Annotated in this window: 12 protein-coding genes; 6 read left to right on the forward strand and 6 right to left on the reverse strand. The window is 68.6% G+C overall.

The features are described 5' to 3' along the window. Positions 1-42: 42 nt before the first annotated feature. Positions 43-714: a C39 family peptidase gene (locus INF26_RS03280; protein WP_193529283.1), complete on the reverse strand. Its 672-nt coding sequence runs from the start codon at positions 712-714 to the stop codon at positions 43-45. Between the two features lie 109 nt (positions 715-823). Further along, a complete protein-coding gene (locus INF26_RS03285; protein WP_193529284.1) occupies positions 824-1,270 on the reverse strand; it encodes a hypothetical protein in 447 nt (148 codons plus the stop codon). Between the two features lie 237 nt (positions 1,271-1,507). Here INF26_RS03285 and dnaE point away from each other — a divergent pair, with 237 nt between their 5' ends. Then, positions 1,508-5,338 (forward strand): DNA polymerase III subunit alpha, encoded by a 3,831-nt coding sequence (dnaE, locus tag INF26_RS03290; protein ID WP_193529285.1) that lies wholly within the window; start codon positions 1,508-1,510, stop codon positions 5,336-5,338. 133 nt (positions 5,339-5,471) lie between these two features. Here the strand turns inward: dnaE and INF26_RS03295 are convergent, their stop codons facing one another. Beyond that, on the reverse strand, positions 5,472-6,053 hold the full coding sequence (locus tag INF26_RS03295; protein ID WP_193529286.1) for an NAD(P)H-dependent oxidoreductase: 582 nt from the start codon (positions 6,051-6,053) through the stop codon (positions 5,472-5,474). 148 nt (positions 6,054-6,201) lie between these two features. Here INF26_RS03295 and INF26_RS03300 point away from each other — a divergent pair, with 148 nt between their 5' ends. The 5 genes from INF26_RS03300 to ruvB all read left to right on the forward strand — a co-directional run bounded on the left by INF26_RS03300 (position 6,202) and on the right by ruvB (position 10,997). After that, complete coding sequence (locus tag INF26_RS03300) at positions 6,202-6,582, forward strand: desulfoferrodoxin (protein ID WP_193529287.1); 381 nt, start codon at positions 6,202-6,204, stop codon at positions 6,580-6,582. Between the two features lie 307 nt (positions 6,583-6,889). Further along, positions 6,890-8,710 (forward strand): NAD(+) synthetase, encoded by a 1,821-nt coding sequence (locus INF26_RS03305; RefSeq protein ID WP_193529288.1) that lies wholly within the window; start codon positions 6,890-6,892, stop codon positions 8,708-8,710. 87 nt (positions 8,711-8,797) lie between these two features. After that, positions 8,798-9,304 carry a crossover junction endodeoxyribonuclease RuvC gene (gene ruvC / locus INF26_RS03310; RefSeq protein ID WP_193529289.1) on the forward strand — a complete coding sequence of 169 codons (507 nt, stop codon included), beginning with the start codon at positions 8,798-8,800 and terminating at the stop codon, positions 9,302-9,304. After that, positions 9,301-9,936, forward strand: coding sequence for a Holliday junction branch migration protein RuvA (gene ruvA, locus INF26_RS03315; protein WP_193529290.1), 636 nt, complete (start codon positions 9,301-9,303; stop codon positions 9,934-9,936). Before ruvC ends, ruvA begins: the two co-directional genes overlap by 4 nt. Further along, entirely contained in the window at positions 9,936-10,997 is a 1,062-nt protein-coding gene (gene ruvB / locus INF26_RS03320; RefSeq protein ID WP_193529291.1) for a Holliday junction branch migration DNA helicase RuvB, read from the forward strand. Before ruvA ends, ruvB begins: the two co-directional genes overlap by 1 nt. 200 nt (positions 10,998-11,197) lie before the next feature. Here ruvB and INF26_RS03325 read toward each other — a convergent pair whose 3' ends face one another. From INF26_RS03325 to INF26_RS03335, 3 genes are read right to left on the reverse strand one after another with little or no spacing between them, the layout of a single operon-like run. Beyond that, positions 11,198-12,202 (reverse strand): PfkB family carbohydrate kinase, encoded by a 1,005-nt coding sequence (locus INF26_RS03325; RefSeq protein WP_193529292.1) that lies wholly within the window; start codon positions 12,200-12,202, stop codon positions 11,198-11,200. Beyond that, positions 12,203-13,129 (reverse strand): AEC family transporter, encoded by a 927-nt coding sequence (locus INF26_RS03330; protein WP_193529293.1) that lies wholly within the window; start codon positions 13,127-13,129, stop codon positions 12,203-12,205. It lies immediately after the preceding gene. Between the two features lie 21 nt (positions 13,130-13,150). After that, a complete protein-coding gene (locus tag INF26_RS03335; RefSeq protein WP_193529294.1) occupies positions 13,151-13,714 on the reverse strand; it encodes an STM3941 family protein in 564 nt (187 codons plus the stop codon). Positions 13,715-13,943 lie beyond the last annotated feature (229 nt).

Below are 13,943 nucleotides of genomic sequence, written 5' to 3' on the forward strand. Positions count from 1 at the left end.
CATTCATTTTCAAATGAGACAAATGAACCTGTCCCCTTTGTCTCACGAGAAGGCCCAGAGGTTCAGGCACTGGCCGAGCACGCGCTCGAGGTCCCAAGGGCGGGCGCTGCGCTCAGCGCTGTTGGGGTCGTGCACGACGACCTCGCCGTCCTCGGTCAGACCTGCGAGCACGATGAAGTGGCCCGTGGTGGTGAAGTCTCCCGGGCCCACGCTGCAGATGACGGGCTTCCCAGCGAGAAGTGCCTCGCGTACGGCGGCCGCGCTGGCGGGCAGCTCCTCGGAGGCGAGACCCAGCTCAGCCGCCCCGTCGCTCATGAGGGCCCACGCCGTCATCCCGTCAGTCGTGTAGCCGCCGCGCTCCGAGAAGTCCGCCATGGCGGCGGGGTCGAGGTCGTCGCGCCCGGTGAGTGCGACGTAGACCATCGCGAGGCACGTGGGGCCGCACCCGTTCTTCTCGACGGTTCCGTCGGCATAGGGGTGGCTCGCCCACTGCGGGTCGGTCTGATACAGGAAAGGGACTTCACCGGCGCGCCACTCCGAGCGGGGCGTGGAGTGTGCCGGCTGCGCTGTCCCATGAGCCGTCGAGGCGACAACGAACCAGGCGACGACAGCGACCGCGACCACCAGCGCCCCGACGGCCCCGAGGACAAACGGTACCCGCCGAGCCCTTCTGCGGTTGATGTACCTGCGCGGCGCCACACGAATCGTGCCCATGCTTCCCCCTTCGACTTGGATTGCCCAAGCCTAGGGGCGCCTGCCATAACGGCGCATGAACCGACTGCTAATACTTCCCTAAGGCGCCGAGGTTCTTCTCGCCACGCGTCTACGCGCTTGGGGTCGCCTCGGCTGCCATCTCGAGCGCGCGGGTGACGAAGCTGATCTTCCGCTCGTACGAGCTGCCGTCGCCCGCGCGTACGGAGACCTCGGCGACGGCGATCTGGTCGTCCTCGCTCGGCTCGGTGCCGCCCATGAGGGTGGTCCACTCCACGGAGACGTCATCGGCGGAGAGCCTGCCGTCGCACTCGATCTCGTAGCTCACCGGCTCGAAGAACCCGGAGTTGGACTCGGCGGAGACCGTCGCCGTGCCCGGTGCGGCCTGCGTCACCCGCACGGTGTAGTAGACGACGTCCTCCTCCGAGCTCACGTACTCCTCGTTGGGCGAGACCGTCTCCTCGAAGACGACCGCGCCCGCGGGAGTGGCCCCGCAGCCTGGAAGGGCGAGCGAGCACGCCAGGAAGAGCGCGGTCGCCACCGTCCTCAGTCTCATCATGGGAGTCCCCCCCCCTCGTCGCATGCCTACAGTCTAGCCGCCCTCCTGCCCCGCGCCCGGTCCGCCCCGCTTCTCCATATGGCGCACATGTGTTCGTATTGAGAATTTTGCACGCCGTGTAGCTGCGGAAACAAAACGCGCCGCAGCTCGCGCGTCTGGCGCGAGGCGCAATCCCGTCCGCGGCTTCGGCTATCCTAGGTGACGAGAAAAACGCGCCCCCCATACCCCGGAGCACCCATGGCCTTCGTTCACCTCCACAACCACTCGGACTTCTCGATCCTGGACGCCGCCACGCGCGTCTCGGACATGGTCAAGCGCGCCGTCGACCTCGGCATGCCGGCGCTCGCCCTCACCGACCACGGCTACATGTTCGGCGTGCCCGACTTCGACATGGAGTGCCGCCGCTACAACGACGACCAGAAGGACATGCACCAGTGGAAGCACGACCTCGAGTGCTTCCAGAAGGGCTGGGAGCTCGAGGAGCCCGAGGCGGACGCACCGGACGCCGCGCCGCACGACCGCGTCCACGCGCAGTGGGCCTCCGACGTGCGCATCTGGGAGGAGACCCACGACCTCGAGGCCGTGCGCGCCAACCGCCCGAGCCTGCTGATCAAGCCGATCTTCGGCTGCGAGGCCTACTTCATCACGGACGACTGCATCGAGAAGGGCACGCGGCAGCACCGCTACCACCTGATCCTTCTCGCCAAGAACGAGACCGGCTACGTCAACCTCATGAAGATGATGAGCGAGGCGGCCTCCGGCGACATGTTCTACTACTACCCGCGCACCACCCTCGACATGCTGCGCCGCTACCACGAGGGCATCATCTGCACCTCGGCCTGCGTCTCGGGCATCATCCCGCGCATGTACTTCGACGGCCGCCCGGACGAGGCGCGCCGCTGGGCGCTCGCCTACCAGGAGATCTTCGGGGACGACTTCTACCTCGAGGTCCAGGACCACGGCCTCTCGGACCCCAACTGGGGCGGCTTCACCGACCGCACGCTCTCCGAGCAGATCGTGAAGCTCGGCCGCGAGCTCGGCATCAAGGTCGTTGCCACCAACGACAACCACTACCTCACGCGCGAAGACGCCCCTACCCAGGACGTCCTCTCCTGCATCGGCACCGCCTCGCGCCTGGACGACACCAACCGCAAGCAGATGACCGGCACCGAGTTCTACATCAAGAGCGAGGAGGAGATGCGCGAGCTCTTCTCGTGGTGCCCGGAGGTCGTCGACAACACGCTCGAGGTGGCCGACAAGTGCAACTACGAGCTCGACTGGTCGCACATGTACCTCCCCAAGTTCCCGGACCTGCGCGAGGGCGAGACCTCCGAGCAGCGCTTCAGGCAGGAGTGCGAGGAGGGCCTCGCGCGCCGCTACGGCGAGAACTGGCGCGAGCTCACCGTGGGCGGGGAGAACGTCAAGGAGCGCTTCGAGTACGAGTACAAGGTCATCTGCGAGAAGGGCTTCGCGGACTACTTCCTCATCGTGCAGGAGTACGTGCGCTGGGCCAAGCGCAACGGCATCGGCGTCGGCCCCGGCCGCGGCTCGGCCGCGGGCGCCATCGTGGCCTACGCCATGGACATCACCACCTTCGACCCGCTCGACAACGGCCTCATGTTCGAGCGCTTCCTCTCGCCGGAGCGCTCGGAGATGCCGGATATCGACATGGACTTCGACGATGAGCGTCGCCTCGAGGTCGTCGAGCACGTTCGCCAGCTCTACGGCCCCGAGCGCGTCTGCCACGTCATCACCTACTCCACGATCAAGGCCAAGCAGGCGATCAACGACGCCGCGCGCGTCCTCGGCTTCCCCGTGTGGCAGGCCCAGAAGCTCTCCAAGATGCTCAACAACGACCCCAAGCTCACGCTCGGCGCGGCCCTGCACAAGTCCGAGAAGCACCCGGACCAGTACTCGCCGGACTTCGAGGCCGCCTACACGGACGACGCCGACTCCCGCCGCATCATCGACGCCGCCCTCTCCATCGAGGGCCTGCACCGCGGCGAGGGCGTCCACGCCTGCGCCGTCCTCATCACGCCCACCCCGGTGAACGACCATGTGCCCACGAAGGTGGACACCAAGGGCGGCGTGGAGATCACGCAGTACGAGGGCCACTCCGTGGCGGACATGGGCCTGCTCAAGATGGACTTCCTGGGCCTGCGCACCCTCACGGTCATCTCAAAGGCGCTCGCCAACATCAAGGCCAACTACGGCATCGACATCAACGTGGACGAGATTCCCTTTGACGACCCGGAGATCTACAAGCTCATGCGCGAGGGCCGCACGGCGGGCGTCTTCCAGATCGAGTCCGCGGGCATGACCTCCACGATCAAGAACATGCGCCCCACCGAGTACAAGCAGGTGGTCGCCCTCATCGCCCTCTACCGCCCGGGCCCGCTCGGCGCCGGCATGGTCACGAGCTACATCAACCGCATGAACGGGCGCGAGGAGGCCGTCTCCTACGACCCGCGCCTGGACGACATCCTCTCCGAGACCTACGGCACGATGGTCTACCAGGAGCAGGTCATGAGGATCTCGATGAAGATGTCGGGCTTCTCGGCCGGCGAGTCGGACTCCCGCATCCGCAAGCCCGTGGCCAAGAAGAAGATCAAGCTGCTCACCTCAACCGTGTTCCACTGGGACGACGGCAAGGACGAGACCACCTACGACCACTGGATGAACGGCGCCGTCAAGAACGGCTACAAGAAGGAGATCGCCCAGAAGATCTGGGACGACGTCCTCGAGTTCGCGTCCTACGCGTTCAACAAGAGCCACTCGGCCGGCTACGCCATCCTCGTCATGCAGACGGCCTGGCTCAAGGCTCACTACCCCAAGGAGTACATGGCCTCGGTCCTCACGTCCTACATGGGCAAGACCGAGAAGATTGCGCACTACGTCACCGCCTACCGCCACGAGGGCATCGCCATCCTGCCGCCGGACATCAACGAGTCCGGTCGCGACTTCACGGCCACGAGCGAGGGCGTGCGCTTCGGCTTTGCCGGCATCCGCGGCGTGGGCGAGGGCGTGGGCGAGGCCATCATGGAGGAGCGCGAGAAGAACGGCCCGTTCGCGACCCTGCACGACTTCGTGGACCGCATGGACTCCGCCCAGGCCAACCGCCGCGTGGTCGAGGCGCTGATCTGCTCCGGCGCGTTCGACGCCACGGGCTACACCCGCATGGAGCTCATGCGCTTCGTGGACAAGGCCAACCCCGAGAACATCATCGACGCCGCGGCGCGCCGGCAGAAGGAGCGCGCCACGGGCCAGACCTCGCTCTTCGACCTCTTTGGCAGCGTGGAGGGCTCCGGCTTCGAGAACACCGTGCCGCCCTCAGACGGCGTGGAGTGGGACCGCACGATCAAGCTCGCCAAGGAGCACGAGGTGCTCGGCCTCTACGTCTCCGACCACCCCCTGCGCCCGTACGAGTACGCGCTCGCCAAGAGCCGCGACTACACGATCGCGGACATCGAGGTGGCCGAGGAGGCGGTCGACGCCACGGGCGCCGTCCACGAGCGCTTCAAGGTGCCCGAGGGCAAGGTGATCCGGCTGGCCGGCATGGTCTCGGCCCTGCAGAAGAAGACCACCAAGAACGGCGACTCCATGGCCATCGTCACGCTCGAGGACATGGAGGGCGAGGTCACGCTCGTGGTCTTCCCCAAGCTCTACAAGAAGTGCGCCGCCACGCTCGCCGGCGAGGTGGACGCCGAGACGGGCGCGAGCGTGGGCAACGTGTTCGTGCGCGTGGAGGGCAAGCTCGAGCGCTCGGACCGCGGCAACCAGATCATCTGCATGGCCGTGGAGCCGCTCATCCTGGACGAGAAGAGCAACCGCCCCAAGGTCCTCGAGGTGAACATCCCCGCCAGTCTGCTCACGCGGCCCTACATGGACAGCCTGGGCGAGGTGCTCGGGCGCTACCCCGGCCTGGACCACGTGGAGCTGCGCGTGGAGGCAACCTCCGGCGACGTCATGCGCATGGAGCTGCCCTGCCGGATCGACGCGCGCAACATGGTCCTCATCGCCGAGATGACCGACCTGGTGGGCCGTCAGGGCAAGGTGCTCGTGGCGTAGGCGGCTGCCGGGCCTCCGCCGGGCATCGCGTCGTCTCGTCGGGTGACAGGTTTTGCTCTCCGCGGCGCCTGCGACGTCCGTGCGGACCGCAGAACCTGTCACTCGGGTCAGCCAGGACGGGGCCGCGGCGGGGCTACGCGCGCAGGTCGCGCAGCCAGGCGAGGTAGGCGGCGGCGCTGGCCTCGAGCTCGTCGTCGGTGAGGGCGCCCTCGGTGCCGAAGAGCGTGAACGGCTCGGCCACGCAGGTCGCGCCCACGTAGTTGGCCGTCGCGCGGAAGGGGATGATCACCTCGGCGGGCGTGAAGCCCACGGTGCCCTCGCGACGGTAGTTGGCCTCGATGTCGCCGGCGCACATGGCCACCGCAAAGCGCTTGCCCGCGAGCATGCGCCCGGGCTCGCCCGGTTCCGCCGCCTCACCGCCGTAGGCCCAGCCGAGGCCGTAGACCTCGTCGGTCCAGGTGCGCAGCAGCGCCGGCGCGCTGTACCAGTAGACCGGGAACTGGAAGACGATCGTTCCGTGGGCGGCGAGGAAGGCGCGCTCGGCCTCCGCGTCCTTCTCGCCGAGCGTGCCGGAGGGGTAGAGCGCGTAGAGGTCGCGCACGACGAACTCGTCCGGATGGGCGGCGAGCTCGCGGGCCCAGCGGCGGTTCACGCGGCTCGAGCCGGAGAGGTCAGGGTGGGCTACGATCACGAGCGTGCGCGGGTCTGCGGTCATGGGTCCTCCTCGGGGGGCATGTGGGCGTTCGGTATCGTTTTACCACCTCCGGCCCCCGCCCGCCCTTCTCGGCTTAGGGCCGCCTCCGGACGGGTACGAGAGAGGCAACGGGCGCAGACGGCGCCCGACCCATGAGAGAGGACACATCATGGCCGAGGTCAAGTTCTACCGCTGCAACCACTGCGGCAACATCGTGGCCGTCGTGAGGGACGGGGGCGTCACGCCGAGCTGCTGCGGCGAGCCCATGGAGCTGCTCGTCGCGGGCTCCACCGACGCCGCCACCGAGAAGCACGTTCCCGTCGTCGCCAAGGACGGCAACCATATCGTGGTCTCCGTGGGCGAGGTTGCCCACCCCATGACCGAGGAGCACTACATCGAGTGGATCGCGCTCGTGACGGACGGAAAGCTCTGCCTCAAGCACCTGGCGCCCGGCGACGAGCCCAAGACCAAGTTCGGCGCCTGCTGCTCCGAGGGCGGCACGGTCTACGCCTACTGCAACCTGCACGGCCTCTGGAAGGCCGACGTCTAGGCTCGGCGACCATCGGACTCGGCGGGGCCCCGGCGACGGGGCCCCTTTCGTGCGCGGCGGTGCTCGGCCCTCCATCCCGTCTTCCGCCCGCCCTTTCATTTGTGCACGAGTTAGGGAGACGCACGGCCCCGTGGACCTTCTCGCCACCTGCGCAAACGTAACTCGATGGGGACTGGGAGCATAGCTAACTCGTGCACAACGTGAAGAGGGCGTGGGGTGGCCGGCCCGCGCGGCGCCAGGCGAGAAGGACGTGGGCCCGCGCCGCTGTGAGACAATGGGCGCAGTCGAGAAGAACGAGGGGGACCACATGAGAATCGGCATCGCGCAGCTCTCCACGCGGGCGGGCGACTTCGAGGCCACCGCGCGAAGCATGGCCGACTATTCGCGCCGGGCGGCCGAGCAGGGCGTCGACCTGCTGGTGTACCCCGCCGCGACGCTCTGCGGGCTCACGCCCGTCCTGGGCGCGGAGCGCGAGGGCCTCCTGCTCGACCTCATCGAGTGCCTCTCCGGACTCATGGACGAGCTCGCCTGCCCCTGTCTCGTGCCGGTTCTCGTGGACCTCGACGGGGAGCCGCTCCCCGACGCGCTGCTGATCGACGGCGGCGAGGTCCGCCCGGTCCGCCTCGCCGCCCGCCTCGAGTCGCTCGCCTCGGGGTCGCCGGCGGGGGAGGAGGCCACCTCCGACGCCCTCCCGGAGATCCCCTTCCGCGGCGCCCGCCTCGGCGTCGCGTTCACCTACGACGACCTCGACGTCTACGACGACTATGCGTACGACGTGGACGTGATCGTGTTCCTCTCGCCGTACGGCTTTGCCGTGGACGACCCGTCGAGCGCCCTCGGGAGCTCGCTCGCGGAGGGACGCTTCCCCGCCGACGCGCGCGCGACGGGGGCGTGGGTCGTGGGCGTGGGCTCGCTCGGCTGCTACGACACGCAGCTCTGCTGCGGCTCGAGCTTCGTGCTGGCGCCGTGGGGGGAGCTCGCCGCGAGCGCCCCCTCGCTCGAGGAGGCGCTGCTCGTCTGCGACGTCGACCCCTCGGCGGAGGGCCCCCTGTCTAACCCGGTCACGCCCGAGGTCTACGACCCGTCGCTTCTGACCTGGGGCGCCCTCGGGATGGGCCTCTCCTCGCTCGTGGGGGAGCTCGGCTCCCCCTCGGCCTGCGTCGCTCTGGACGGCTCCCTGCCCTCCCTGCTCGCGGCGGTGCTCGCCGTCGACGCCCTCGGGCCGACCAACGTGCGCGCCGTCGTCGCGCGGGGCGGCCCCGCCGACGCGGGCCGCGCGGGCGACGTGGTGCGCGCGCTGCGCCTTCCCGACGAGAACGTCACCATCGCGGACGTCGCGTCCGCGCCCGACGCCGACTCCGCCTCCGACCTCCTGCAGCTCCGCCTGGCGGCCGTCGCGCGCGAGAGCGGCGCCGTCGCCCTCGGCTCGCTGGACAAGACGGGCCGCGCCCTCGAGCCGGCGACCCTCTCCGCGGCGGCCCTCCAGCCGTTCGCGGACCTCTACCGCTCCGACCTTCTCGCCCTGGCGCGCATGCGCAACGCGATCTCCCCGGTCCTGCCGGTCGAGGCGCTCGCGGAGGTCCGCGTGCCCGACGTCGTCGCCGGCGAGGGGGACCTGGGCTCCCCCGAGTCCCGTATCGAGTTCGTCGACCTCGTGCTCTCGAGCTACGTGGAGTGGGAGCTGTCCCTGTCCGACATCGTGGCAGAGCGCGGGCACGCCGACGTCGTGCGTGCCGTCGTCGGTCGCCTGAGGGACCTCGAGACGGACCGGCCGGCCCGCGTGCTGGCGCCCACGGTCTCGTCCCGGACGCTCGACGAGGCCCGCGGCCCGGTCTCGCTGGCCTGGCGCGACCGCCCGCGCCCGGACGCCGAGCGCCTGGCGGCCCGCCTCGAGGAGTTCTCCGCGGACGCGCCCGGCGCGACCGAGGCGCCCGAGCCCGCGTCCGAGCGGGAGGGCGCGCACGAGGGCGACATCCTCGACCTTCTCGGCTACCTGCGCGACTTCTCGGCGGGCGGCGGGTTCTCGTCCCTTGACGCGGGAGCGGGGAAGGGTGCGTCCGGCCGTCACGGAGGCCAGGGACAGCCCCCGGCGGCGGACCCCTGGGACGGGCCCTTCTCGGAGAACTAGCGCGCCGGCTCCCGGGAGGACGCCGCCCGGCGCTTGTGCTAGGATAGAACGGACGTTCGAACGGCACGCACAGCGGCAAGGGGAAGCATGGTTATTCTCGGCATAGACCCGGGTCTGGCCCACACGGGCTGGGGCGTCGTGGAGACGCGCGGGTCCGCGTGCCGGGCGCGCGCCTACGGCTGCGTGACCACCACGGCAGGCGAGCCCATCGACGTGCGCCTCGGGCGCATATGTCGCACGCTCTCCGAGGTGATCGAGAAGTACGGCCCCACGGAGCTCGCCATAGAGAGCATCTACTTCGGCGAGAACACCAAGTCCGCCATCGCCACGGCGCAGGCGCGCGGCGCGGCGATCGTGGCGTGCTCCACTGCCGGCCTATCGGTGGGGGAGTACACGCCCATGCAGATCAAGCAGGCGGTCGTGGGCACGGGCGCCGCGGACAAGCACCAGGTCACCTACATGGTCCGCAGCATACTCGCGCTGGACCACGACCCGCGTCCCGACCACGCCGCGGACGCGCTCGCCGCGGCGGTCTGCCACGCCAACGTCACGCGCACGAAGAATCTGGGCCAGGCAAGGAGGGTCCTCACGTGATAGTCCAGCTGACCGGTACGCTTCTGGAGGTCACGCCGTCGCGCGTCGTGCTCGACGCAGGCGGCGTGGGGTTCGAGCTCGGCGTCTCGTCGACGACCGCCGCCTCGCTCCCGCACGCGGGGGAGGCCGGCGTGACCGTGCTCGTGCGCATGATCGTGCGCGAGGACGCGATGGAGCTCTACGGCTTCGCCACGCGGGAGGAGCGCGCCCTCTTCGACCAGCTGCGCGCCATCTCCGGCGTGGGACCCAAGCTCGCGCTCTCGGTCCTCTCCACGTTCTCGCCCGCCGCGCTCGCCCAGGTGGTGCTGGCGCAGGACGCGGCGCGCATGGCGCAGGTGCCCGGCGTGGGCCGCAAGAAGGCCAGCCGCCTGCTCGTCGAGCTCTCGGACGTCTTCTCCAAGAACGCCGAGCTGCGCGGGCTGGTCGGCCTCTCCGGCCCGGACGCCGGGCTTCCGCTCGCGGCGGCACCTGTCTCCGCCGGCGTCGAGGCCGAGGCCGCCGAGGCGCTGCTCTCCATGGGCTTCACCTCCCAGGAGGCAGAGCTCGCCCTCGAGGGGCATGAGGAGGCCGGCGCCGTCACGATCGAGCAGGTGCTCGCCTACGCGCTGCGCCGTCTGGGGAGTGGTCGCTGATGTGGGAGGCAGACGAGAAGGACCTCTTCGCCACGCCCGCGCCCGTCGCGCGCACGGCGGGCCCACGCGACGTCACCGGCGAGCTCACGGCAGACGACCTCGACCAGGACCGCACGCTGCGCCCGCGCACCCTCGACGAGTACATCGGCCAGGAGCGCGTCCGCGAGAACCTGCGCGTGCTCATCCAGGCGGCGCGCGACCGTGGCGAGTCCCTCGACCACGTGATCTTCTCGGGCCCCCCGGGCCTGGGCAAGACCACCCTCGCGGGCATCGTCGCCAACGAGATGGGCGCCAAGATGCACACGACCTCCGGTCCCGCCATCGAGCGCGCCGGCGACCTCGCGGCCATCCTCACCAACCTCGAGGAGGGCGACGTCCTCTTCGTGGACGAGATCCACCGCCTGAACCACCAGATCGAGGAGATCCTCTACCCGGCGATGGAGGACTTCTTCCTGGACATCGTCATCGGCAAGGGCCCCGCGGCGCGCTCCATCCGCATCGACGTGCCGCGCTTCACGCTCGTCGGCGCCACCACGCGCACCGGCCTGCTCACCGGCCCCCTGCGCGACCGCTTCGGCATCTCGTACCGCCTGGACTACTACACGCCCGCCGAGCTCTCGGTCATCGTGAGCCGCTCGGCGAGCATCCTCGGCGTGGGGATAGACGCCCAGGGCGCAGCTGAGATCGCGTCGCGCTCCCGCGGCACCCCGCGCCTCGCCAACCGCCTGCTCAAGCGCGTGCGCGACTACGCCCAGGTCAAGCGCGAAGGGACCATCACCGGCGAGGTGGCGGCCGAGGCGCTCGAGTTCTTCGAGATCGACGCGCTGGGCCTGGACACCATGGACGTGCGGATCCTCACCGCGCTCTGCTCGACCTTCCGCGGGCGTCCGGTCGGGCTCACCACCGTGGCGAGCGCGGTCTCCGAGGACCCCGCCACGCTCGAGGACGTCTACGAGCCGTATCTCCTGCAGTGCGGCCTCATCGTGCGCACCCCGCAGGGGCGCCAGGCCACGCTCGCGGCCTTCGACCACCTGGGCATCGAGCCTCCGGCCGCACGTTAGGGGAGCGCGTCCTTCTCGGCGTCTGACGAGTTGGAAACAACGCGTCGTCCCCCTTTGACGGCCGGTTTTGGTTAGAAACAACGGCTCGTCCCCCTCCGAACGCCTCGGGAAAGGGGGACGAGCCGCTAGTTTTAGCCCGCGTGCCGAGAAGAACGGGGACGAACCGGTGGTTCTGGCCCACAAGAGGCGCGGCGAAGGAGCTACTGGCGGATGCGCGGCTTGAAGCCGGCGGCGAGCAGCGAGGCGATGTCGCTCTCCGTGGCGGAGGAGTAGTCGCCGTAGATCGTGGCCTTGTAGGCGCTCGACATCGTGGCGTAGTCGACGATGAACTGGGGGTCCCAGCCGCAGCGGTCGCCGTGGATGATGGCGGCGGAGAAGACGCTGCCGCAGCTCGAGATGTCGGCGACGGAGACCTGCTGCGTGTCGGAGAGCCAGCATCCCTCGCGCGTGACTATGGCGCCGCGGATCGCGGCGAAGTCATAGCGGTCGACGTTGCGCACGACGATGTAGACCCCGCGCAGCGGGTAGTCCGCGAGCATGCCCTTCGCCCAGCTGAGGCAGTAGTCGAAGACGTCCTCGGTCTCCACCTGCGCGCCCTCGTAGCCGATGATGTCGTCCTCGGAGGCGATGAGCAGGTCCACGTTGGAGAGAAGCGACCCCACCTTGCGCTGCGCGACCTGGCGCGACTTCCACATCGTCTCGCGGTAGTTGAGGTCCATCACCGTCCGGATGCCGCGTCCCTTGCAGGCGGCGAGGCCCTCCTTGCAGGCGGTGTAGAGCTCCTCGGAGATGGCCGGCGCCACGCCCGAGAAGAACAGGACCTCGATGCCGTTGAGCAGGTGGTCCCAGTCGAAGTCGGTGTGCAGGGCGTTGGCCATGGCGGTGCCGGAGCGGTCGTAGGTGACGATGCTGGGGCGGATCGAGAGGCCGCGCTCGGAGAAGTAGATGCCCATGCGGTCGTTCGAGCGGATCACCCGGGAGACGTCCACGCCGTAGCGCGTGAGGGTCATGAGGGCGTTGGTGCCGAGGTGGTTGCTCGCGAGCTTGGTGGCAAAGACCGCGCTCTCGCCCTGCTGCGCGAGGGTGACGGCCACGACGGTCTCCGCGCCGCAGTACGAGATGCTGAGGTTGAGCGCGGAGTCCAACCGCTCGTGGTTCAGGGTTGCGAGCCTCATCAGCGGCTCGCCGAAGCAGAGGATGCTCACCTAGACTCCCATCACTATCACGAGCGCGGTCATGATAACCACGCCGAGAAGAACGGTCAGCGCGTTGGCCATGCCCGCGAGTCCCTCGTCGCCCCCGGCCCAGAGCGTGTAGAGCGGGCCGGTGGAGGCGGCCGGCGCCCAGGCGAGGACGATCACGACCTGGCGCACGATGCCGTCGAAGGGCAGGACGAACAGGGCGGCGGCGGTGAGGAGGGCGGAGCAGGCCAGACGCCATCCGAGCAGGCGCGCGAGCTCGACCGCCTTCCTCCCGTCAACGCTGAACCTTATCATAAGTCCAATCATGAACATCGAAAGGAACGCGTTGGCGTCGGCTATCGGGCTGATGAGGGTGATGACCTGCTCGGGCAGGCGCGCGCCGGCGAGCCCCATCGCGATGAGCACGACGTAGCAGTCAAACGGGACGGACGAGAAGAGCGTGCGCGCGAAGACCCTCAGGCGGTCGCTGAGACGGTCGTGGTTGGTCCCGAGCACGAGCGAGCGTATGAGCGCCCAGGTGCCGCCCGTTCCCATGAGGGAGTTGCCGGCGTCGAACAGGCAGGTGGCGACGACGCCGGCGGCGGGGAAGAACGCCTGGACGAAGGAGAGGGCGAAGCACCCGATGTTGAGTCCGCAGACGTTGGCCTGCTGGAAGATGCGCTCCTCGAGGGGACGCGAGCGGTAGACGACGTAGGAGGCGAAGAACGGGATCACGTTGGCGAGGAAGCCGACGACGATGAGCCCGAGCAGCTCCGGACGGAGCTCGGCTGACTGGAAGGCACGCACGATGGCGCAGGGGAGCGTGAGGTTGAAGACGATGCGCGAGATGAGGCGGTCGGCGCCCTGGCCGAACTTGCCGCTGCGCGCCGCCGCGATGCCGACGAGGATGATGAAGACGAACGAGGAGACCTTGATGATGACGTCGAGCATGCGGCCGATCTCTCCTAGGGCTTAGTACTTGGGCTTTCTGACCTTCGAGACCTTCTCGGGGTGGAACCGGCGCACCGCGGCGAGGCCGTCGGCAGCAGTGTAGCGCTCGGTCGCCTTCTTGAACTGGATCCTGATCGGGGCGAAGCCGGCGTCGAGGTTTGCCTGCGCGAGGCGCCGCTGCCCGCGCCGCAGGCGCGCGGACCAGCTGACGTAGTCCGTCGGGGTGGCGCAGAGATAGGTGTCGTCCTTGAGCTTGAGCAGATGGACGTCCTCGACCTCCTCCCAGGCGATGAACCCGGGCGCCATGCCGCCGGTGTTGTCGGTGATGCCGTGCTCGTCGATGACGATCGCGTTGCGCCTGAGATAGATCTTGCGGACGTTTGAGACGAGAATCCAGATGGAGAAGGGTATCCCAAGGCCACTGAGCGCGACGCGCATGAATATCGGGTTGTCGGCATGGGGAAGCGGCTGAGTGAGCGCAAGTATGCCTGCGAGAAGCAGACACGCGCCCATGAAGGTATATATGGCGGGCAGCAAAACCTTGGCTCGAATGACGAGTGCCTCGCCGGACGTCTGCTTGGACACGGCCCCTCCTGTCCGCGCCGTGACTTACGGCGCTCCTCGACTAGCGTAATTATGTAGGAAATGTGTCGCAGTTCCGTATAGCTGTCAATACTTCACAAGAATCCTGTAAATAAGCGAACAAATAAACGAACATGATATGTAGAAGATATGAATAGTGCCCCAAATAGCGCATTACGCCTTCCGAATACTGTGGAGGAAATATGATTGACGCACAGAGACCTCCAATACG

The organism is Thermophilibacter gallinarum (genome assembly GCF_014982725.1).
Lineage (GTDB): Bacteria > Actinomycetota > Coriobacteriia > Coriobacteriales > Atopobiaceae > Thermophilibacter > Thermophilibacter gallinarum.

What these genes read in the sequence shown, in the direction of transcription:
- INF26_RS03280 (WP_193529283.1), bottom strand. Translation starts at nt 714, where the DNA reads ATGGGCACGATTCGTGTGGCGCCGCGCAGGTACATCAACCGCAGAAGG.
- INF26_RS03285 (WP_193529284.1), bottom strand. Translation starts at nt 1,270, where the DNA reads ATGATGAGACTGAGGACGGTGGCGACCGCGCTCTTCCTGGCGTGCTCG.
- dnaE (WP_193529285.1), top strand. Translation starts at nt 1,508, where the DNA reads ATGGCCTTCGTTCACCTCCACAACCACTCGGACTTCTCGATCCTGGAC.
- INF26_RS03295 (WP_193529286.1), bottom strand. Translation starts at nt 6,053, where the DNA reads ATGACCGCAGACCCGCGCACGCTCGTGATCGTAGCCCACCCTGACCTC.
- INF26_RS03300 (WP_193529287.1), top strand. Translation starts at nt 6,202, where the DNA reads ATGGCCGAGGTCAAGTTCTACCGCTGCAACCACTGCGGCAACATCGTG.
- INF26_RS03305 (WP_193529288.1), top strand. Translation starts at nt 6,890, where the DNA reads ATGAGAATCGGCATCGCGCAGCTCTCCACGCGGGCGGGCGACTTCGAG.
- ruvC (WP_193529289.1), top strand. Translation starts at nt 8,798, where the DNA reads ATGGTTATTCTCGGCATAGACCCGGGTCTGGCCCACACGGGCTGGGGC.
- ruvB (WP_193529291.1), top strand. Translation starts at nt 9,936, where the DNA reads ATGTGGGAGGCAGACGAGAAGGACCTCTTCGCCACGCCCGCGCCCGTC.
- INF26_RS03330 (WP_193529293.1), bottom strand. Translation starts at nt 13,129, where the DNA reads ATGCTCGACGTCATCATCAAGGTCTCCTCGTTCGTCTTCATCATCCTC.